The 20,097-nt window shown below is 65.5% G+C and carries 21 protein-coding genes and 1 tRNA gene; 16 read left to right on the plus strand and 6 right to left on the minus strand.

Annotation, left to right across the window (positions count from 1 at the left end; translation table 11 throughout):
• From G3N61_RS31575 to hisC, 8 genes are all read left to right on the plus strand, one after another.
• On the plus strand, positions 1-1,256 hold a 1,256-nt coding region (locus G3N61_RS31575), incomplete at its 5' end, for a tetratricopeptide repeat protein (protein ID WP_241017989.1).
• Complete coding sequence (gene lolB / locus G3N61_RS31580) at positions 1,256-1,876, plus strand: lipoprotein insertase outer membrane protein LolB (protein WP_043187304.1); 621 nt, start codon at positions 1,256-1,258, stop codon at positions 1,874-1,876. The genes G3N61_RS31575 and lolB, both read left to right, overlap by 1 nt.
• A gap of 25 nt (positions 1,877-1,901) precedes the next feature.
• Entirely contained in the window at positions 1,902-2,783 is an 882-nt protein-coding gene (gene ispE / locus G3N61_RS31585; RefSeq protein WP_205824372.1) for a 4-(cytidine 5'-diphospho)-2-C-methyl-D-erythritol kinase, read from the plus strand.
• Between the two features lie 55 nt (positions 2,784-2,838).
• Positions 2,839-2,915: transfer RNA gene (locus G3N61_RS31590), tRNA-Gln, on the plus strand.
• A gap of 44 nt (positions 2,916-2,959) precedes the next feature.
• Positions 2,960-3,922, plus strand: a complete 963-nt coding sequence (locus G3N61_RS31595) for a ribose-phosphate pyrophosphokinase (protein ID WP_043187297.1) — start codon at positions 2,960-2,962, stop codon at positions 3,920-3,922.
• 160 nt (positions 3,923-4,082) lie between these two features.
• Positions 4,083-4,688, plus strand: coding sequence for a 50S ribosomal protein L25/general stress protein Ctc (locus tag G3N61_RS31600; RefSeq protein ID WP_043187294.1), 606 nt, complete (start codon positions 4,083-4,085; stop codon positions 4,686-4,688).
• A gap of 121 nt (positions 4,689-4,809) precedes the next feature.
• The gene (gene pth, locus G3N61_RS31605; protein WP_089451303.1) at positions 4,810-5,409 is read left to right on the plus strand and encodes an aminoacyl-tRNA hydrolase; all 600 of its coding nucleotides are present in this window, start codon (positions 4,810-4,812) and stop codon (positions 5,407-5,409) included.
• Positions 5,410-5,524: 115 nt separating this feature from the next.
• Positions 5,525-6,592 (plus strand): histidinol-phosphate transaminase, encoded by a 1,068-nt coding sequence (gene hisC, locus G3N61_RS31610; protein WP_205824373.1) that lies wholly within the window; start codon positions 5,525-5,527, stop codon positions 6,590-6,592.
• 82 nt (positions 6,593-6,674) lie between these two features.
• Here the strand turns inward: hisC and G3N61_RS31615 are convergent, their stop codons facing one another.
• The 3 genes from G3N61_RS31615 to rsmD all read right to left on the minus strand — a co-directional run bounded on the left by G3N61_RS31615 (position 6,675) and on the right by rsmD (position 8,224).
• Positions 6,675-6,941, minus strand: coding sequence for a YfhL family 4Fe-4S dicluster ferredoxin (locus G3N61_RS31615; protein ID WP_043187288.1), 267 nt, complete (start codon positions 6,939-6,941; stop codon positions 6,675-6,677).
• A gap of 59 nt (positions 6,942-7,000) precedes the next feature.
• Positions 7,001-7,498 (minus strand): pantetheine-phosphate adenylyltransferase, encoded by a 498-nt coding sequence (gene coaD / locus G3N61_RS31620; protein WP_031403077.1) that lies wholly within the window; start codon positions 7,496-7,498, stop codon positions 7,001-7,003.
• 111 nt (positions 7,499-7,609) lie between these two features.
• A complete protein-coding gene (gene rsmD / locus G3N61_RS31625; RefSeq protein ID WP_205824374.1) occupies positions 7,610-8,224 on the minus strand; it encodes a 16S rRNA (guanine(966)-N(2))-methyltransferase RsmD in 615 nt (204 codons plus the stop codon).
• A 215-nt stretch (positions 8,225-8,439) separates the two neighbouring features.
• Here rsmD and ftsY point away from each other — a divergent pair, with 215 nt between their 5' ends.
• Entirely contained in the window at positions 8,440-9,594 is a 1,155-nt protein-coding gene (gene ftsY / locus G3N61_RS31630) for a signal recognition particle-docking protein FtsY (protein WP_043187283.1), read from the plus strand.
• Positions 9,595-9,676: 82 nt separating this feature from the next.
• Here ftsY and maiA read toward each other — a convergent pair whose 3' ends face one another.
• The gene (gene maiA, locus G3N61_RS31635; RefSeq protein WP_175025440.1) at positions 9,677-10,321 is read right to left on the minus strand and encodes a maleylacetoacetate isomerase; all 645 of its coding nucleotides are present in this window, start codon (positions 10,319-10,321) and stop codon (positions 9,677-9,679) included.
• Positions 10,322-10,516: 195 nt separating this feature from the next.
• Here maiA and ybiB point away from each other — a divergent pair, with 195 nt between their 5' ends.
• Complete coding sequence (gene ybiB, locus G3N61_RS31640; protein ID WP_089451308.1) at positions 10,517-11,491, plus strand: DNA-binding protein YbiB; 975 nt, start codon at positions 10,517-10,519, stop codon at positions 11,489-11,491.
• 380 nt (positions 11,492-11,871) lie between these two features.
• Positions 11,872-13,518: a 2-isopropylmalate synthase gene (gene leuA, locus G3N61_RS31645; protein ID WP_205824375.1), complete on the plus strand. Its 1,647-nt coding sequence runs from the start codon at positions 11,872-11,874 to the stop codon at positions 13,516-13,518.
• Between the two features lie 143 nt (positions 13,519-13,661).
• Here the strand turns inward: leuA and G3N61_RS31650 are convergent, their stop codons facing one another.
• Together G3N61_RS31650 and pagL are read right to left on the minus strand one after the other, a co-directional pair.
• Positions 13,662-14,045: a nuclear transport factor 2 family protein gene (locus G3N61_RS31650; protein ID WP_043187274.1), complete on the minus strand. Its 384-nt coding sequence runs from the start codon at positions 14,043-14,045 to the stop codon at positions 13,662-13,664.
• 45 nt (positions 14,046-14,090) lie between these two features.
• Positions 14,091-14,660, minus strand: a complete 570-nt coding sequence (gene pagL, locus G3N61_RS31655; protein WP_043187272.1) for a lipid A 3-O-deacylase PagL — start codon at positions 14,658-14,660, stop codon at positions 14,091-14,093.
• Between the two features lie 361 nt (positions 14,661-15,021).
• Between pagL and rpoH the strand changes: the two genes are divergently transcribed.
• The 5 genes from rpoH (at position 15,022) to cydX (ending at position 19,517) form a co-directional block, all read left to right on the plus strand.
• Entirely contained in the window at positions 15,022-15,957 is a 936-nt protein-coding gene (gene rpoH / locus G3N61_RS31660) for an RNA polymerase sigma factor RpoH (protein ID WP_043187270.1), read from the plus strand.
• Between the two features lie 361 nt (positions 15,958-16,318).
• On the plus strand, positions 16,319-16,603 hold the full coding sequence (cydP, locus tag G3N61_RS31665; RefSeq protein WP_174937878.1) for a cytochrome oxidase putative small subunit CydP: 285 nt from the start codon (positions 16,319-16,321) through the stop codon (positions 16,601-16,603).
• Positions 16,593-18,173, plus strand: coding sequence for a cytochrome ubiquinol oxidase subunit I (locus G3N61_RS31670; RefSeq protein WP_043187268.1), 1,581 nt, complete (start codon positions 16,593-16,595; stop codon positions 18,171-18,173). Before cydP ends, G3N61_RS31670 begins: the two co-directional genes overlap by 11 nt.
• A 31-nt stretch (positions 18,174-18,204) precedes the next feature.
• Positions 18,205-19,341, plus strand: a complete 1,137-nt coding sequence (cydB, locus tag G3N61_RS31675) for a cytochrome d ubiquinol oxidase subunit II (RefSeq protein WP_043187266.1) — start codon at positions 18,205-18,207, stop codon at positions 19,339-19,341.
• Positions 19,342-19,403: 62 nt separating this feature from the next.
• Positions 19,404-19,517, plus strand: coding sequence for a cytochrome bd-I oxidase subunit CydX (cydX, locus tag G3N61_RS31680; RefSeq protein ID WP_043187264.1), 114 nt, complete (start codon positions 19,404-19,406; stop codon positions 19,515-19,517).
• Positions 19,518-20,097 lie beyond the last annotated feature (580 nt).

Genomic DNA, 20,097 nt, shown 5'->3' on the forward strand with positions numbered 1-20,097 from the left:
AGTTCTCCGACGGTCCCCTCCGCGACCGGGAGGCGTTGAAGCGTCGCGGGGTCGACGATCTCCGCAAACACCACGTCACTCGCGTGATACAGCAAATCGTGGGTCCAGTCGGTTTGACCACCCAGGACGGCGCCGCACAGTCGCTGAAGCAGGCGCTGCAGATCCGCCCCGACTACCTGCCGGCCGCCCTGATGCTGTCGCAGATGGGGCCCGCGGAACGTGCGGCGGGCATCGCGTCGTTCGAGAAGTATGTTCAGCAGAATCCGAAGTCGCGCGATGCGCGGCTCGCGCTGTCGCAGCTCTATCTCGCCGACGATCGCCTCGACGACGCGCAGAAGCAGTTCGAGACGATGCGCAAGCTCGACTCGAAGGATCCGACGCCGCTGATGGCGCTCGCGCTGATCAAGATCCAGCAGAAGAAGCTCGACGAAGCGACCGTCTACCTGAAGCAGTACGTCCAGCTCGGCGACAAGCAGCCGAACCTCGACGTCGGCCAGGGCTACATCTACCTCGCGCAGATCGCGATCGACCAGGACAACGACGCGCAGGCGTCGCAATGGCTCGACAAGGTCGACCAGACGAGCCAGCACTACCTCCCCGCGCAGATCACGCGCGCGCAACTGCTGCAGAAACAGGGCAAGACCGACGAGGCACGCAAGGTGCTCGACGACCTGCCGATCACGGATCCGCGCGATGCGGCCGTGGTCGCACGCACCGACGCGTCGATCCTGTTCACCGCGAAGCGCTACCCGGAAGCCGAGGCCCGGCTCGGGCAGGCGGTCCAGGACTTCCCCGACGATCCCGACCTGCGCTACGACTACGCGATGGCGGCCGAAAAGACCGGCCACTACACGACGATGGAAAAGCAGCTGCGCGAGCTGATCCGCACGCAGCCCGACAATCCGCAGGCGTACAACGCGCTCGGCTATTCGCTCGCCGACCGCAACCAGCGGCTGCCCGAAGCCAGCAAGCTGATCGACAAGGCGATGACGCTCGCGCCGAACGACGCGTACATCATGGACAGCCTCGGCTGGGTGAAGTACCGGATGGGCGATACGGCCGGCGCGGCGAAGGTGCTGCGGCGCGCGTACGAACTGCAGCCGAACGCCGAAATCGGCGCGCATCTCGGCGAAGTGCTGTGGAAGAGCGGCGCGCAGGACGACGCACGTACCGCGTGGCGCGCCGCGCAGAAGCTCGAGCCGGACAACGACACGCTCGTGCAGACGCTGAAACGCCTCCAGATCAACGGTCTCTGATGCAGATGTTCCCGATGTTTTCCCTGTCCTCCCGCGCGCAGCGCACGCTGGCCGCAGCCGGCGCGGCGCTCGCGCTCGCCGGCTGCGCGAGCACGCCGCCGTCGGCAAACGCGCCGACCGGCGCGGCGCTGCAGACTGCCGCAACGCACGCTTACCATGGCCGCTTCGCGGTGCAGTACGACGACCGTCTCGGCAAGCAGCAGAACGTGTACGGCAATTTCGACTGGCAGGAGCACGGCGACGACGTGTCGCTCGAGCTGCGCAGCCCGCTCGGCCAGACGCTCGCGGTCGTGAAGTCGACGCCGCAGGCGGCGTCGCTCGAATTGCCGAACCGTCCGACGCAATATGCGCCGGACGTCGGCGACCTGATGCAGAAAACGCTCGGCTTCGAGCTGCCGCTCGCGGGCCTGCGCTACTGGCTGCTGCCGACCGCCGCGCCCGCGACGCACGCGGAGACGGTGCGCGATCCGGCCGACGGCACGCGCGTCAAGCAGATCCGCCAGGACGGCTGGACGATCGACTACCTCGCCTACGCGGATGCCCCGGCCACGGGCGTCAAACGCGTCAACCTCGTGCGCGCGACACCGCCGCTCGACATCAAGCTCGTGCTCGATCAGTGAGCACCTGCCTAGCCCAGACATACGCATGACCGATTCGACCCGCTCGCTGCGCAACTGCCTTGCGCCCGCGAAACTCAACCTGTTCCTGCACATCACCGGCCGCCGTCCGAACGGCTATCACGATCTGCAGAGCGTGTTCCAGCTGCTGAACTGGGGCGACACGCTGCACTTCACGCTGCGCGACGACGGTCGCGTCGCGCGCGTCACCGACGTGCCCGGCGTGCCCGAGGAAAGCGACCTCGTCGTGCGCGCGGCCAACCTGCTGAAAGCGCATACGGGCACCGCGCACGGTGTCGACATCGAGATCGACAAGTGCCTGCCGATGGGAGCCGGCCTCGGCGGCGGCAGCTCCGACGCGGCGACGACGCTGCTCGCGCTGAACCGCCTGTGGCAACTCGACCTGCCGCGTGCCGAGCTCCAGTCGCTCGCGGTAAAACTCGGCGCAGACGTCCCGTTTTTTATTTTTGGAAAAAATGCGTTCGCAGAGGGTATCGGAGAAGAATTAGCTGAGGTACAATTGCCGACTCGCTGGTTCTTGGTTGTAACGCCCCGCGTTCACGTCCCAACCGCTGAAATATTTTCAGATGAGTTGTTGACAAGAGATTCGAAGCGCGTCACAATTACGGACTTTCTTGCACTGCAAAGCAGCGATGCGGGATGGCCAGATAGTTTCGGTCGGAACGATATGCAGCAAGTTGTAACAAGTAAGTACGCGGAAGTTGCGCAGGTGGTCAAATGGTTGTATGATGTGACCCCCGCGAGGATGACCGGCTCCGGAGCAAGCGTGTTTGCAGCGTTTCGCAGCAAGCATGAGGCAGAAGCGGCGCAAGCCAAGCTGCCCACCGGTTGGAATGGTGCAGTTGCCGAGAGCCTGAACGAGCATCCGCTCTTCGCTTTCGCGTCATGAAGTTTTACTTTGCCGAGCGGCCTACACGAGTTCGGTAAAGCAGTCAGTTAAGTGTAGGGGAGTCGCCAAGTTGGTCAAGGCACCGGATTTTGATTCCGGCATGCGAGGGTTCGAGTCCTTCCTCCCCTGCCAAAAATTTTCCCGCATTTCCCGCCCAAGCCTGAAGCAGGTGCACGATGAGCAGCCACAGCCATGATGGCCTGATGGTCTTTACTGGCAACGCGAATCCCGCGCTCGCCCAGGAAGTCGTCAATATCCTTGGTATTCCCCTCGGCAAAGCAATGGTCAGCCGTTTCTCCGACGGCGAGATCCAGGTCGAGATCCAGGAAAACGTGCGCGGCAAGGACGTCTTCGTCCTGCAATCCACGTGCGCACCGACGAACGACAACCTGATGGAACTGATGATCATGGTCGATGCGCTCAAGCGCGCATCCGCCGGCCGGATCACTGCAGCCATCCCCTACTTCGGCTATGCCCGTCAGGATCGACGCCCGCGTTCGGCGCGCGTTGCGATCTCGGCGAAGGTCATCGCGAACATGCTGGAAATCGCCGGCGTCGAGCGGATCATCACGATGGATCTGCACGCCGACCAGATTCAGGGCTTCTTCGACATCCCGGTCGACAACATCTACGCAACGCCGATCCTGCTGGGTGACCTGCGCAAGCAGAACTACTCGGATCTGCTCGTCGTGTCGCCGGACGTCGGCGGCGTGGTGCGTGCCCGGGCACTCGCGAAGCAGCTCAACTGCGATCTCGCGATCATCGACAAGCGTCGCCCGAAGGCGAACGTCTCCGAAGTGATGAACATCATCGGTGAAGTCGAAGGCCGCACCTGCGTGATCATGGACGACATGGTCGATACGGCAGGCACGCTCTGCAAGGCTGCGCAAGTGCTGAAGGAACGCGGCGCGAAGCAGGTATTCGCCTACGCGACGCACCCGGTGCTGTCGGGTGGCGCAGCCGATCGCATCGCTGCGTCGGCACTCGACGAACTGGTCGTCACCGACACGATCCCGCTGTCCGCCGAATCGCTGGGCTGCTCGAAGATCCGTGCACTGACGAGCGCGAGCCTGCTGGCCGAAACGTTCTCGCGGATCCGCCGCGGCGATTCGGTGATGTCGCTGTTCGCGGAATCCTGATCGCGAATCGACTGAACAAAGCATGCGCAGAAAGCGAAGCGGCAACGCTTCGCTTTTTGCACAATCGGACGGGATAGACGAAACCCCGCCGTTTCATCGGGGGCCGCTGTTTGACGGCCCCGTTTTACTGCCTGGTCGCGGGCAGCTATTGGAGAATCACATGAAAGTCGTCGCTTTCGAGCGCCAAGAGCAAGGTACGGGTGCGAGCCGCCGCCTGCGCAACGCTGGTAAGACCACGGGTATCGTTTACGGTGGCGAAGCAGCCCCGCAAAAGATCGAACTCGATCACAACGCCCTGTGGCACGCCCTGAAGAAGGAAGCTTTCCACTCGTCGATCCTCGACCTCGAAGTGGCTGGCCAGTCGCAACAGGTTCTGCTGCGCGACGTGCAATACCACCCGTTCAAGCAACTGGTGCTGCACGTGGACTTCCAACGCGTTGACGCGAAGAAGAAGCTGCACACGAAGGCTCCGCTGCACTTCCTGAACGCTGAAGTCAGCCCGGCAGTGAAGCTGTCGAGCGCGATCGTTTCGCACGTCGCGACGGAAATCGAAATCGAGTGCCTGCCGGCTGACCTGCCGGAGTTCCTCGAAGTCGACCTGTCGAAGATCGAAGCGGGTCAATCGCTGCACGCGAAGGACATCACGCTGCCGAAGGGCGTCGCGCTGGTCGCGCACGTCGATGCGGAAAACCCGGTTGTCGCATCGGCGACGGTCCCGGCTGGTGCCGTGTCGGACGCAGCAGAAGGCGAAACGCCGGCTGCCTAAGCGGGCTGCTTACGCGCCCCATCGATCCGTTTCTCGAAACGGTCGACGCAACCCGCCGCGGCTTGCCCGGCGGGTTTTTCTTTTTCTGCGCCCAGGCGGCCGTTGCCGCCTTCGAAACGTCATGATCAAACTGATCGTCGGCCTCGGCAATCCCGGGGCGGAATACACCGCGACGCGCCACAACGCCGGCTTCTGGCTGATCGACCAGCTCGCCCGCGAAGCAGGCACGACGCTGCGCGACGAACGCCGCTTCCACGGCTTCTATGCGAAAGCGCGCCTGCACGGCGAGGAAGTCCACCTGCTCGAGCCGCAAACCTACATGAACCGCTCCGGCCAGTCGGTCGTCGCGCTCGCGCAATTCTTCAAGATCCTGCCCGACCAGATCCTCGTCGCGCACGACGAGCTCGACCTGCCGCCCGGCACCGTGAAACTGAAGCTCGGCGGCGGCAGCGGCGGCCACAACGGCCTGAAGGACATCACCGCGCACCTGTCGTCACAGCAGTACTGGCGGCTGCGGATCGGCATCGGCCATCCGCGCGACCTGATTCCGGAAGGGGCACGCGCCGGCGCGAAGCCCGACGTCGCGAACTTCGTGCTGAAGCCGCCGCGCCGCGAGGAACAAGACGTGATCGACGCGTCGATCGAACGCGCGCTCGCCGTGATGCCGATGGTCGTCAAGGGCGAACTCGACCGCGCGACGATGCAGCTGCATCGCAACTGACCGCGTCGCACCGCGACGGTGCATCGGGCCGTCCGGCGTCACCGGGCGGCTCCGCCCGCCCCACCCTGCGCGCACATGCGGTAATCTGGTCGCTTTGCCCGACAGGAGCCAAGCGGTGAGCCGTTACTGGAGCGACGTCGTTCAGCAACTCGTGCCTTACGTGCCGGGCGAGCAGCCCGCGCTCGCACACCCCGTCAAGCTGAACACCAACGAGAATCCCTATCCGCCGTCGCCGCGCGTCGTCGCGGCGATCACGCGTGAACTCGGCGAGACCGGCGACACGCTGCGCCGCTATCCCGACCCGGTTGCGCGCGCGCTGCGCGAGACGGTCGCGGCCCATCACCGCATCAAGCCCGAGCAGGTGTTCGTCGGCAACGGCTCCGACGAGGTGCTCGCGCACACGTTCCAGGCGCTGCTCAAGCACGACCGGCCGCTGCGCTTCCCCGACATCACGTACAGCTTCTATCCGACCTATGCGCGCCTGTACGGCGTCCAGACGTCGATCGTGCCGCTCGCGGACGACTTCTCGATCCGCGTCGACGACTATCTCGACGATGCCGGCGGCGTGCTGTTTCCGAATCCGAACGCGCCGACCGGGCGCGCGCTGCCGCTCGCGGACGTCGAGCGGATCGCGGCCGCGAATCCGTCGTCGGTCGTCGTGATCGACGAAGCCTATGTCGACTTCGGCGCGCAGTCCGCGATTACGCTGATCGACCGCCATCCGAACCTGCTCGTCGTGCATACGACGTCGAAGGCGCGCTCGCTTGCGGGCATGCGCGTCGGTTTCGCGTTCGGCGATGCCGCGCTGATCGACGCGCTGAACCGCGTGAAGGACAGCTTCAACTCGTACCCGCTCGACCGGCTCGCGCAAGTCGCCGCGCAGGCAGCATACGAAGACACCGATTATTTCGGCGCAACCTGCCGGCGCGTGATCGACAGCCGGACGCGGCTCACGCACGCGCTCGACACGCTCGGTTTCGACGTCGTGCCGTCGGCCGCGAATTTCGTGTTCGCGCGCCATCCCGCGCACGACGCGAGCGCGATTGCGGCGAAACTGAAGGAACGGGAAATTTTCGTGCGGCACTTCCGGCTGCCGCGGATCGACCAGCACCTGCGCATCACCGTCGGCACCGACGCCGAATGCGATGCGCTCGTCGCGGCGTTGCGCGAGCTGCTGGCCTGAGACGAAAGAACCGGCGCCAGGCGGCGCCGATCGGGATGCGTGACGTGCGCGCCGACGAACGAGCGCGCGCGTCACCGCCGGGTCACGACGCGTCGTCGCCCTTCGCGGCGGTCAACGCGTGATACTTCTCCATCAATTGCGCGTGCGATTCGTCATGCTGCGGATCGCGCGGAATGCATTCGACCGGACACACCTGCTGGCACTGCGGTTCGTCGAAATGGCCGACGCACTCGGTGCACTTGTTCGGGTCGATCACGTAGATATCCGGGCCCATCGAAATCGCGCCGTTCGGGCACTCGGGCTCGCACACGTCGCAATTGATGCACTCGTCGGTAATCATCAAAGACATACTGATCTCACTTCTTCAGGCCGGCGGCCGGCTTCGCAACGAAACCGGCCGGCGCCGCGTCACGCGGCAGGGCCTCCCATCGCAGCGACTTTCTCGGTCAGCCACTTCTCGACGGACGGGAACACGAACTTGCTGACATCACCGCCCAACTGCGCGATTTCCCGCACGATCGTCCCCGAGATGAACTGGTACTGATCGGACGGCGTCATGAACATCGTCTCGACGTCGGGCAGCAGGTAGCGGTTCATCCCCGCCATCTGGAACTCATATTCGAAATCGGACACGGCGCGCAGGCCGCGCACGATCACGCGCGCATTGTTGGTGCGGACGAAATCCTTCAGGAGGCCGGTGAAACTCATCACCTTCACGTTCGGATAGTGGCCGAGCACCTCGTTCGCAATCGTCAGACGTTCTTCGAGCGAGAAGAACGGCTTTTTCGCGCGGCTGTCGGCAACACCGACCACCAGCGTATCAAAAATGCTCGACGCACGCCGCACGAGGTCTTCGTGCCCGCGCGTCAGCGGATCGAACGTACCGGGATACACGGCGACTACCATGTCGCTCCTCCTGTCATCACGCAAACGGGATGGCAGCCGTGCGATGCGCACGCCGCTGCCGAGATGGGCATGCGTCGCCTTTGCGGCGCGCCGCCTCGTATGGAACGCGCATTATTCATCATTTTCGCGCCGCAGCAAATGATAGTGAACCGCACCGGCCTTGCCGTGCTTCACGACCTGCCAGCCGGCGAGTGCGTCGTGCGCGGCCGGATCGAGCTCCGCCCCCGTCTCGACGTACAGCGCGCCGCCCGCCGCGACGAGCGATGCCGCCAGCGCGATCGCGCGCTCGAGCACGGCCAGATCGCCGAACGGCGGATCGAGAAACACGACGTCGAACGCGCCCGGCGTGAGCCCGGCCGCGAGCCGCAATGCGTCCGCTTCCGCGACCTCGACCGCACGCGCGCCGAGCTTGTCCTTGATCGTACGCAGCTGCTGCGCGGCACGCGGATGGCGCTCGACCATCACGACGTTCGCCGCGCCGCGCGACGCGGCCTCGAAACCGAGCGCGCCGGTGCCCGCGAACAGGTCGAGGCAACGCCGGCCTTCGAGATCCTGGCCGAGCCAGTTGAACAGCGTCTCGCGTACGCGATCGGGCGTCGGCCGCAGGCCGTCGAGATCGAGCACCGCGAGCGGCGTGCGTTTCCAGTCACCGCCGATGATGCGGATCGTGTGCGGCTTGCCGCGGCTGGGAGGGGCCGCCGGGCGGCCGGAAGAGGAACGGGACATACGGAATATCGACGACGGAGGGACCAGGCGCGCGCGGGGGCGCACCGCCAAACAGGCGCACGTTACCACAGCGGCGGCGCACACTGACGCGAGCGCCCCGCCGCACTGATAAAATGCACGGTTTCGGCCGCCGTGCGCCGCGCCCGCGCGAACGCAGAACGGCCCGTCCGGTGCCCGCCCCTGGCGGCGGCCCGCCCTCTTCCCGACGTCAGACCATGTTCAGCTTCTTCAAACGATTCAAGAAAACGCAGGAGCCCGATCCGGCGGAATCGCAATCGGCCGACGCGCAGCAAACGGACGAACCGTCCGATGCGCCCGCGCTCGAGGCGCCGCCTGCGGTCGAAGTGCCGCAAGCGCCCGCGCAACCGGCCGCGCCGGCCGTCGTGATGACGGTCACGCCGACCAACGACGGCCGCGACGAAGTCGTCGAGACGGTCGAAATCGTTCCGCCGCCGCTGCAGGACGCCACCGCGAAGAAATCGTGGCTCGCGCGCCTGAAAACGGGGCTCGCCAAGACGGGCTCGAGCATCACCGGCGTGTTCGTCAACACGAAGATCGACGAGGATCTGTACGAGGAGCTCGAAACCGCGCTGCTGATGTCCGACGCGGGTGTCGACGCGACCGAGTACCTGCTCGGCGCGCTGCGCGAAAAGGTGCGCGCAGGCCGCCTCACCGACCCGCAGCAGGTGAAGGCCGCGCTGCACGACCTGCTCGTCGAGCTGCTGACGCCGCTCGAGAAATCGCTGATGCTCGGCCGCGCGCAGCCGCTCGTGATGATGATCACCGGCGTGAACGGCGCGGGCAAGACGACCAGCATCGGCAAGCTCGCGAAGCACCTGCAGAGCTTCGACCAGTCGGTGCTGCTGGCCGCGGGCGACACGTTCCGCGCGGCCGCGCGCGAACAGCTGGCGGTCTGGGGCGAGCGCAACAACGTGACGGTCGTGCAGCAGGAAAGCGGCGATCCGGCCGCGGTGATCTTCGACGCGGTCAGCGCCGCGCGCGCGCGCAAGATCGACGTGATGATGGCCGACACGGCCGGCCGCCTGCCGACGCAGCTCCACCTGATGGAAGAGCTGAAGAAGGTGAAGCGCGTGATCTCGAAGGCGCACGACGGCGCGCCGCACGAAGTGCTGCTGGTGATCGACGCGAACACCGGCCAGAACGCACTCACGCAGGTCAAGGCATTCGACGACGCGCTCGGCCTCACCGGCCTGATCGTCACGAAGCTCGACGGCACCGCGAAGGGCGGGATTCTCGCCGCGATCGCGCGGCAGCGCCCGGTGCCCGTCTACTTCATCGGCGTCGGCGAGAAGGTCGAGGATCTGCAGCCGTTCAGCGCAGTCGAATTCGCGGACGCGCTGCTCGGCTGAACGCCGCCGGCACACGTCGCACAGGGCGCCTTCGGGCGCCCTTTTTCATGCGCGCCCTCTCGTCACCAAGAGCGCGCTCCGCTCACTCGGCGTCAGGCTGCACGCCGGGCTCGGCGGCCTTGAACGCATCGAGCGTCGACGCATGGTCGACGATCCGCTGGATCGTCGGATAACGCGTCGTGTCGATCGAGAAGCGGTTCGCATTGAACACCTGCGGCACGAGGCACACGTCGGCGAGCGTCGGCGTGTCGCCGAAGCACAGCTTGCCGGTGCGCGGATCGCTCGCGAGACGCGTCTCGAGCGATTCGAAGCCCGCCTCGATCCAGTGCCGGTACCACGCGTTCTTCGCCTCCTCGGGCACCTGCAGCGTGTGCTTCAGGTACTTCAGCACGCGCAGGTTGTTGAGCGGATGGATTTCGCACGCGATCTGCAGCGCAACCGCACGCACATACGCGCGATCGACCGGCTGCTTCGGCAGCAGCGCCGGTTCCGGATGGGTTTCCTCGAGGTATTCGATGATCGCGAGCGACTGCTGCAGCGTCGCGTCGCCGTCGGTCAGCGTCGGCACGACCGCGTCCGGATTCAGCGCGCGGTACGCGTCCTTCAGTTGCTCGCCGCCGTCGCGCAGCATGTGCACGGGCACGTAGTCGAACGGCAGCTGCTTCAGGTTCAGGGCGATCCGCACGCGGTACGACGCGGAACTGCGGAAATAGCTGTAGAGCTTCATGGGATGTCTCTCGTAGTCGTATTCGGCCGGCAACGGCACGGGCGCGGCGCAGCCGGCGCGCGCACCGCCGGGAACCAGAGTGTAGCGCGCCGCGCGGCGCGGCCTCGCTTGGCGACAGCCGCGCCCGTGCGATACTCGGGGCATTCCTCACCGCTCACAGCGCGGCCCGATGCCGGCCGCCCTCCCCACGCCCCGATGACCGCTTCCCACGATCCCGCTGCCGTTCCGTTCCCGTGCGCCCGCTTCATCAAGGAAATCGGCCGCGGCCCGCACGGCGCGCGCGCGCTGTCCGCCGAGGACACGTTCGAGCTCTATCGCGCGATGCTCGACGCGCGCGTGTCGGACGTCGAACTCGGCGCGATCCTGATCGCCTATCGGCTGAAGGGCGAATCCGCCGACGAGCTGGCCGCGATGCTCGCCGCCGCGCAGGCGTCGTTCGCGCCGGTGCACGTGCAGGACGCCGCGTTCCGCCCCGTGTCGATCCCGAGCTACAACGGCGCGCGCAAGCAACCGAACCTCGTGCCGCTGCTCGCGCTGCTGCTCGCGCGCGAAGGCGTGCCGGTGCTCGTGCATGGCGTCGAGCAGGATCCGGGCCGCGTGACGAGCGCCGAGATCTTTTCAGCACTGTCGCTCGCGCCGTCGGCATCGCACGATGCGATCGAGGACACGCTTGCCGAGCGCCGCGTCGCGTTCGCGTCGATCGAGGTGCTGGCGCCGCGCATCGCGCATCTGCTGTCGATGCGCAGCGTGCTCGGCGTGCGCAACTCGACGCACACGCTCGTGAAGATCCTGCAGCCGTTCGCGCCGGCCGGCCTGCGGCTCGTCAACTACACGCACCCGCCGTACCGCGACAGCCTCGCGCAGCTGTTCCGCGACCATCCGGACGCCGCGCTCGGCGGCGCGCTGCTGGCACGCGGCACCGAGGGCGAAGCCGTGGCCGATACGCGACGCCAGGTGCAGGTCGACTGGCTGCACGACGGCGTGTGCGACACGCTGATCGAGGCGGAACGCTCGTCGACCGATGCGTCCCCCGTCGCGCTGCCCGAATCGCGCGATGCGGCCACGACGGCCGCGTGGACCGACGCCGTATTGCGCGGCGAAGTGCCGGTGCCCGACACGGTCGCCCGGCAGGTCGCGACGATCGTGCAGATCGCCCGCATCGCGCGCTGACGGCGCGCTCGCGAACCGGCCCCGCTTGCGGGGCATTTGACACGAGAACGCATCCTGACTTAGAGTTGTCCCCATGCGTTCCTTTCCGAACACCCTCCGAATTACCTCCGGCCGCCTAGCGCGGCCGCTATCGCTACGACTAGCCTAAGGCTTTCGTAGCGCCGTGTGCTGTCCGCACGGTCCCTCCCAGCAGTTCCTCGCAGTACCCCTCTCGCAGTTTTTACAACCCGAAGTCGTCAGCCTTCGTCCGTCTATCCGTCGGCCGATTCGCGAAGATCATCCGCATCCGCAGCGCGCTTACGTGCCGCGGAGCGAGGCAGCGCCAACCGTCGCCCATGCCACCCGTCTTCGCTCGCGACTTGAGACCCGAGGTCCAGAAGATGCAGCGCAATCCGCAAGACAAGTACCGCCCGTTCGAGCCCGTCCGCCTCAATGGCCGCAAATGGCCGTCGCGCACCATCGAGCGCGCGCCCGTCTGGATGAGCACCGACCTGCGCGACGGCAACCAGTCGCTGATCGAGCCGATGAGCATCGAGCAGAAGCTCGAATTCTTCGAGATGCTGGTGGCGATCGGGTTCAAGGAGATCGAAGTCGGTTTTCCGTCGGCGTCGCAAACCGACTTCGATTTCGTCCGCAAGCTGATCGACGACAAGCGGATTCCCGACGACGTGACGATCGAAGTGCTCGTACAGGCGCGCGAAGACCTGATCGCCCGCACGTTCGACGCGCTCGAAGGCGTGCCGCGCGCGATCGTGCACCTGTACAACGCGGTCTGCCCGTCGTTCCGCCGCATCGTGTTCGGGATGTCGAAGGCCGACGTGAAAGCGCTCGCGATCGACGGCACGCGCATCATCAAGGAGCACGCCGCCGCGCGCCCCGACACGCAGTGGACCTTCCAGTACTCGCCGGAAACCTTCAGCATGACCGAGCTGACGTTCGCGCGCGAGATCTGCGACGCGGTCGCGCAAACCTGGCGCCCGACCCGCGATCACAAGATGATCGTCAACCTGCCGGCCACCGTCGAGGCCGCGAGCCCGAACGTATTCGCCGACCAGATCGAGTGGATGGACCGCAACCTCGCGTATCGCGACAGCATCGTGCTGTCCGTGCATCCACACAATGACCGCGGCACCGCGGTCGCGGCGGCCGAACTCGCGCTGCTCGCAGGCGCCGACCGCATCGAGGGCTGCCTGTTCGGCAACGGCGAGCGCACCGGCAACGTCGATCTCGTCACGCTCGCGCTGAATCTCTACACGCAGGGCATCGATCCGGGCCTCGACTTCTCCGACATCGATGCCGTGCGCCGCATCGTCGAACGCTGCAACCAGATTCCCGTGCATCCGCGCCATCCGTACGCGGGCGACCTCGTGTTCACCGCGTTCTCGGGCTCGCACCAGGACGCGATCCGCAAAGGCTTCGCACAGCAGCGCCCCGACGCGGCCTGGGAAGTGCCGTACCTGCCGATCGACCCGGCCGACCTCGGCCGCAGCTATGACGCGGTGATCCGCGTGAACAGCCAGTCCGGCAAGGGCGGCGCGACGTTCCTGCTCGAACGCGGAATGGGCTTCACGCCGACGCGCCGCGTGCAGATCGAATTCAGCCATGCGGTGCAGACGCTCGCCGACGCGTCCGGCGAGGAAGTGACGGGCGACGCGATCTGCGCACTGTTCGCACGCGAATTCTTCGACACCGACGGGCCGGCTGCACGACACGGCAGCGGCGCGCGCTGGCGGAACCGCGAGATCGCTGCTGCTGCGGCGATGGACACGACGCCCGACGATGCCGTGCGACGTTTGGCCGCGGCCTTCGCGGCGGCCGCCGACGCCGCGATCGACGTCGCGTCGTGCGAACACGCACGCACGACGGATGGGCGGATCGCGGTATCGGTCGGCTGCCGGGTCGGCGATGCGCCGCTGCGGCACGGTGTCGGCCTGCACGCCGATGCGGCGAGCGCCGCGCTCGATGCGATCGTCAGCGCGATCAACCGCTCGGCCTGGCACTGCGCGGATCGCCGCGCGGCGGCCTGAGCGCCGGGTTCCGTTTCAGGGTTCCAACGTCAGCGAGCGGAGCGTGACCGCCCGTGCGCCGCGCGATCCGCGCCGCACGAGGCAGCAAAAAGCGGCCCAGAAGGCCGCTTCGGTCGGGACATGAAAAGGAGCGCCACGCGCGCTCAGGTCTCGGTCGCGCACCGCGTCGCCTGCCACGCGAACAGGCACCAGCGGCCCTGCTCGTGGGTGTGGACAGAGGTATACGCAATCGGGAAGACCAGGCCGCCGTTGTTCGTTTCCATCTCGATCAACGCGCGCCCGGTGACGACGCAGGTTGCATCGCCGACGGGCAGCACGTCCTGCGACTGGATTTCGATCTGGCGATAGCGGCGGCGGCCGGCGACGATGGCGTCGATGAACTGCTGCTTGGTTTCGCGTTTGCCGTTGGTGTGCACGAAGAACACCTTGTCCGACAAAAGCGTGTCGAGCGCTTCGCCGTCCCCGTCCACCATCGCCCGGAACCGGTCGCGCTCGAGCGCGCGGACCGCATCGACCACCTTCGCCATCGCCTGACTCCTCGGCAACGCGCACGCCGTGCGCGGGCGTGCGGATCAGAAGTTGTACTGCAAGTAGAACTGGTGGAAATTTATACCAGGATTCGGCTCTTTGATACCCGCGTTAGACACATGTTCAAAACGGTAGCCGACCTGATACTGTTGCCGTTGGCCGAACTGCACGCCCACCCCCGCGGTCGGTGCGAACTGGAACGCGGTCCCCATCGAGAAACTGTCCGAGATCGTCGGGTGCGTCAGCAGCCGGACGCCGCCACCGGCCTCGATGAACGGGCGGATCGCCCCGGCGCTCTTGATGAAGCGGAACATCGGCGTCACGCCGAATTCGCCGATGCTGCTGTGGACGTTGCCGCCCGTATGCCAGTAGCCGGCGTGCCCTTCCACGACGAACGCGAAGTGCCAGCCGCCGATTTCCCACCAGTTCCAGCCCGGATCCCACACCACGCCGAGATCGGCCTTGTCGACCCCGCGGCGATCCGAAAAGCCGCCGCCCGCCTGAATCCCCCATCGATCCGCGCATGCCGCACCCGATCCACCCAGAAGGGACGCCGCCAGCATCGCGTGCAGCGCAAGCCGGCTGCGGGGCCGGCGATTCTTCTTATTGTTCATCTGACACTCCAACTTTATGGGTTGAATGGAGCCTGCCGCTTCGGCCGGCTCGAGCGAACTGAATGGTATGGTAAAGGACTTTTCGAATCGGCATCACAAAGCGAAATGGCTTCCTTCCAAAACGACAAAAATTGAAATCGTCTACTGATTACCATCAGAAACAACGGCTTACGGAACTTCGCTTCTCCACCTCTGTCGCAGATTAGACTATCGGCTCGAGTGGCTCGATAGAAAAAGCGGGAACTCCGATGCCCACGCTTGCTCTAAGGAATTAGCACTCGTCTTGCGGGAGTGCTAAGATGGCCCACGGAATTTCATTCGAGACCGGGGGTTTGTCCCTGATTCCAAAGGAGTTTTTTTAGTGAGCAACGCCCTGACCCTCCCGAACACCCTGAGCCCGACGCCGGCCAAGGCCGCATCGGCAGGCTCGCTGGCGCTCGCAGCCCAATCGATGTTGCCGGGCCAGCTTGGCAACATCGACGCGTATATCCAGGCCGTCAACCGCATTCCGCTGCTGACCGCCGAAGAGGAACGCCAGTACGCAACCGAATTCCGTGAAGGCAACAATCTCGACTCGGCACGCCGCCTCGTGCTGTCGCACCTGCGGCTCGTCGTGTCGATCTCGCGCAACTATCTCGGCTACGGCCTGCCGCACGGCGACCTGATCCAGGAAGGCAACATCGGCCTGATGAAGGCCGTGAAGCGCTTCGATCCGGCCCAGAACGTGCGTCTCGTGTCGTATGCGATCCACTGGATCAAGGCCGAGATCCACGAGTACATCCTGCGCAACTGGCGCACGGTGAAGGTCGCGACGACCAAGGCGCAGCGCAAGCTGTTCTTCAACCTGCGCAGCCACAAGAAGGGCTTGCAGGCGATGACGCCCGAGGAAATCGACGGCCTCGCGAAGGAACTCAACGTCAAGCGCGAAGACGTGACCGAAATGGAAACGCGCCTGTCGGGCGGCGACATCGCGCTCGAAGGGCAGGTCGAAGACGGCGAGGAGTCGTACGCGCCGATCGCCTACCTGGCCGACTCGCACAACGAACCGACCGCCGTGCTCGCCGCGCGTCAGCGCGACACGCTGCAGACGGACGGCATCGCGCAGGCACTCGGCGCACTCGACGCGCGCAGCCGCCGCATCATCGAGGCGCGCTGGCTGCACGTCGACGACGACGGTTCGGGCGGCTCGACGCTGCACGATCTCGCCGCCGAGTTCGGCGTGTCGGCGGAACGCATCCGCCAGATCGAAGCGAGCGCGATGAAAAAGATGCGCACCGCCCTCGCCGAATACGCGTAAATCGCCGCGATTTAGAGCGCTTCATCAAAAACCGCTGCCCGCCCGGCAGCGGTTTTTTTTCGCCCGTCTTTTCCCCTGCATTTCACTCGTTTCTTCGTTCGTTTCTCCACTCGTTTCTTTGCCGATTAATTGACCTGATTCGTCAGGTAATAGGCCGTTTGCGGGCCCCTTCCGCATAACCTTGATCTGCCTCAAATTTCGGCCCGTGTTTCGCGACGGTCTGCCGCAGCGCAGCACTCGGCATTGGAAAGCGGTCCTTTTAAAATTGGCATGTCAGGCGCAGAAGGATTAAAACAGCTTCACAGCCGTCATAAATCCGACGTAAAGTCGCCCCAAATCCGACCTAAATCGATTCAGGATAATCGCCTTGATCTCGATCAATAAAGAGCCTGCGCCGCCTCCTCCGCGGCCGGCCGGTACGATCGGCTGGCGCGCGCGCATCGCCGCGTGGGCACGCGGACCGACCCTCGCCCGCGACATCACCCTGGTGCTGATCGTCAAGCTGATCCTCCTGATGTCGCTCAAATACGCATTCTTCAATCATCCGCAGGCCGAGCACATGTCGTTGCCGCCTGCCGCCGTCGCCGAGAAGCTGCTCTCGGTACCGGCGCCTGCATCTACCGAGGGAGACCACCATGATAAGTAGTGAAGTTGTCGATCTGTCACGTCTGCAGTTCGGCATCACGGCGCTCTACCACTTCCTGTTCGTGCCGTTGACGCTCGGCCTGTCCTGGCTGCTCGTCATCATGGAAGCCGTTTACGTGATGACCGGCAAACAGGTCTACAAGGACATGACCCAGTTCTGGGGCAAGCTGTTCGGCATCAACTTCGCGATGGGCGTGACCACCGGCATCACGCTCGAATTCCAGTTCGGTACGAACTGGTCGTACTACTCGCACTATGTCGGCGACATCTTCGGCGTGCCGCTCGCGGTCGAAGGCCTGATGGCGTTCTTCCTCGAATCGACGTTCGTCGGCCTGTTCTTCTTCGGCTGGAACCGCCTGTCGAAGGTCAAGCACCTGATGGTCACGTTCCTCGTCGCGCTCGGCTCGAACCTGTCCGCGCTGTGGATCCTCGTCGCGAACGGCTGGATGAACAACCCGGTCGGCGCCGAGTTCAACTACCAGACGATGCGCATGGAGATGACGAGCCTGTTCGACGTGCTGTTCAACCCGGTCGCCCAGGTGAAGTTCGTGCACACGGTGTCGGCCGGCTACGTGTCGGCGGCGATGTTCGTGCTCGGCGTGTCGTCGTGGTACCTGCTGAAGAAGCGCGACGTCGACTTCGCGCTGCGCTCGTTCGCGGTCGCGGCCGGCTTCGGCCTCGCGGCGACGCTCTGCGTGATCGTGCTCGGCGACGAATCGGGCTATACGACCGGCGAAGTACAGAAGATGAAGCTCGCCGCGATCGAATCCGAATGGGAAACGCAGCCGGCGCCCGCATCGTTCACGCTGATCGGCATTCCGAACCAGGAAGAACAGCGCACCGACTACGCGATCAAGATCCCGTATGCGCTCGGCCTGATCGCGACGCGCTCGATCGACGAACCGGTGATCGGCCTGCGTGACCTCGCGAAGCACAGCGAGGAGCACATCCAGAGCGGGATGATCGCGTACGGCGCGCTGCAGAAGATCAAGCAGGGCGACACGAGCGACGCGACCCGCGCGCTGTTCGACCAGCACAAGCAGTATCTCGGCTACGGGCTGATGCTCAAGCAGTTCACGCCGAACGTGGTCGACGCGACGCCCGAGCAGATCAAGGCCGCCGCGAAGAAGACGATCCCGCCGGTCGCGCCCGTGTTCTTCTCGTTCCGGATCATGGTGGCCCTCGGCTTCCTGTTCGTCGCGACGTTCATCGCCGCATTCTGGTTCTGCGCGCGCCGCGAACTGCTGCAGGACAACCGCCGCTGGTTCCTCCGCTATGCGGTGTGGGCGATCCCGCTGCCGTGGATCGCGATCGAATTCGGCTGGATCGTCGCCGAACTCGGCCGCCAGCCGTGGACGATCGCCGGCGTGCTGCCGACGCACCTGTCCGCGTCGAGCCTGCAGCCGAGCGACCTGTACCTGAGTCTCGCGGGCTTCATCCTGTTCTACACCGCGCTGTTCGTCATCGAGATCAAGCTGATGTTCAAGTACGCGCGCCTCGGCCCGTCGTCGCTGCATACCGGCCGCTATCACCACGAAATCGCGGCCGCCAGCGAGCGCGCCCCGGCGTGAGCACGCACCTGAAACGGAACAAGGAATCGCTATGGACTATGCAACTCTCAAGCTGATCTGGTGGCTGCTCGTCGGCGTGCTGCTGATCGGCTTCGCCGTCACCGACGGCTTCGACATGGGCGCGACCGCGCTGCTGCCGTTCCTCGGCAAGACCGACGAGGAGCGCCGCATCATCGTCAACACCGTCGGTGCGACGTGGGAAGGCAACCAGGTGTGGCTGATCACGGCCGGCGGCGCGATGTTCGCGGCCTGGCCGCTCGTCTACGCGGCGTCGTTCTCCGGCTTCTACTTCGCGATGCTGCTCGTGCTGTTCGCGCTGTTCTTCAGGCCGGTGGGCTTCGACTACCGCAGCAAGCGGCCTGACCCGCGCTGGCGCGCGGGCTGGGACTGGGGCCTGTTCATCGGCGGCTTCGTGCCGGCACTCGTGTTCGGCGTCGCGTTCGGCAACCTGCTGCAAGGCGTGCCGTTCAAGTTCGACAGCGACCTGCGCGTGACCTACTACGGCAGCTTCTGGGCGCTGCTGAACCCGTTCGCGCTGCTGTGCGGGCTCGTCAGCCTCACGATGCTCGTCGCGCACGGCGCGGCCTTCATCAAGATGAAGACGGAAGGCGTGATCGCACGCCGTGCATCGGTCGCGCTGCGCGTGGCGTCGTTCCTCGCGGTCGTGCTGTTCGTGCTGGCCGGCGTGCTGATCGCGTCCACCATCGGCGGCTTCCACATCACGCACGCCGCGCCGACCGATACGGTCGCGAACCCGCTGCTCAAGGACGTCGCTGCGGGCTCGGGCCTGTGGCTCGCGAACTACGGCGAATTCCCGTGGATGATCGCGGCGCCCGTCGTCGCGATTGCGGGCGGCCTGCTCGCGCTGCTGCTCGCCGGCTCGAAGCAGGAAAAGACGGCGTTCTTCTGCACGGGCCTGATGATCACCGGCGTGATCCTCACCGCCGGCTTCTCGATGTTCCCGTTCATCATGCCGTCGTCGCTCGACCCGCGCAGCAGCCTGACCGTGTGGGATTCGACGTCGAGCCACATGACGCTGCAGGTGATGCTGTTCGCGGTGATCGTGTTCCTGCCGCTCATCCTGCTCTACACCAGCTGGGTGTATCGCGTGATGCGCGGCAAGGTCACGCGCGAAGTGCTCGAAGAGAACAAGCATTCGATGTATTGATGCTTTGAACCGGGACGGGGCGCGCACGCGCCCTCGCCCACCGTTTCGCAAGGAGTCGGATCATGTGGTATTTCAGCTGGATTCTCGGTATCGGCGTCGCGCTGTCGTTCGGCATCGTCAATGCGATGTGGCTCGAAGCGCGGCAGAAGACGCAGGAAGCACGCGTCCGCGACTGACGCGTACGGCCGGTCACGCGGCCGCCGTCCGGAAGGAACCTCGCCTCGCGCGAGGTTTTTTTTCGCCCCGGCCGGCCGGGCAGGCCCGGCGCGTCGATGCCAATTTAGCGCCAGATTGATACCACTTGAATACCAATAAAAGGTTTCATAAGATCTTTGGACACGGCCGCTGACAGGCCGAATCCATCTGGGTGGGGGAGACATGCGAATCCCGTCTGTGGCGCGCGCTTGCGCGCTGTCTCGCCGTCGCCGTGCGGCGACCGGTTGCGCGTCGTCGGCGAGCGTCGCCATCATCGTCCGTATAGGTCGAACGCGCGCCTTTGCCACCGGCCGCGCCGCCACGACATCAGCAGCTGCTGCCGCGCGCCACCGATGAAGACGCGCACCCGCCCGCGCCGATCCGACCGGCACGCCTGCCCGCCACCCGTTCCGTAACCGCACGCCCACGCGTGCCGACTGCGCGCGGCGCAGGTCCTGCATGAACTCGCCACGATGAGCGGGTGCCGCGCGGTCGCCGGCTTCGCGCCGGACGAAGCCTTCCTGGATCCACTTGTGCAGCTTCGCATCGAGGTTGTCCGCA

Source organism: Burkholderia sp. Ac-20349 (assembly GCF_017104865.1).
GTDB lineage: Bacteria > Pseudomonadota > Gammaproteobacteria > Burkholderiales > Burkholderiaceae > Burkholderia > Burkholderia aenigmatica.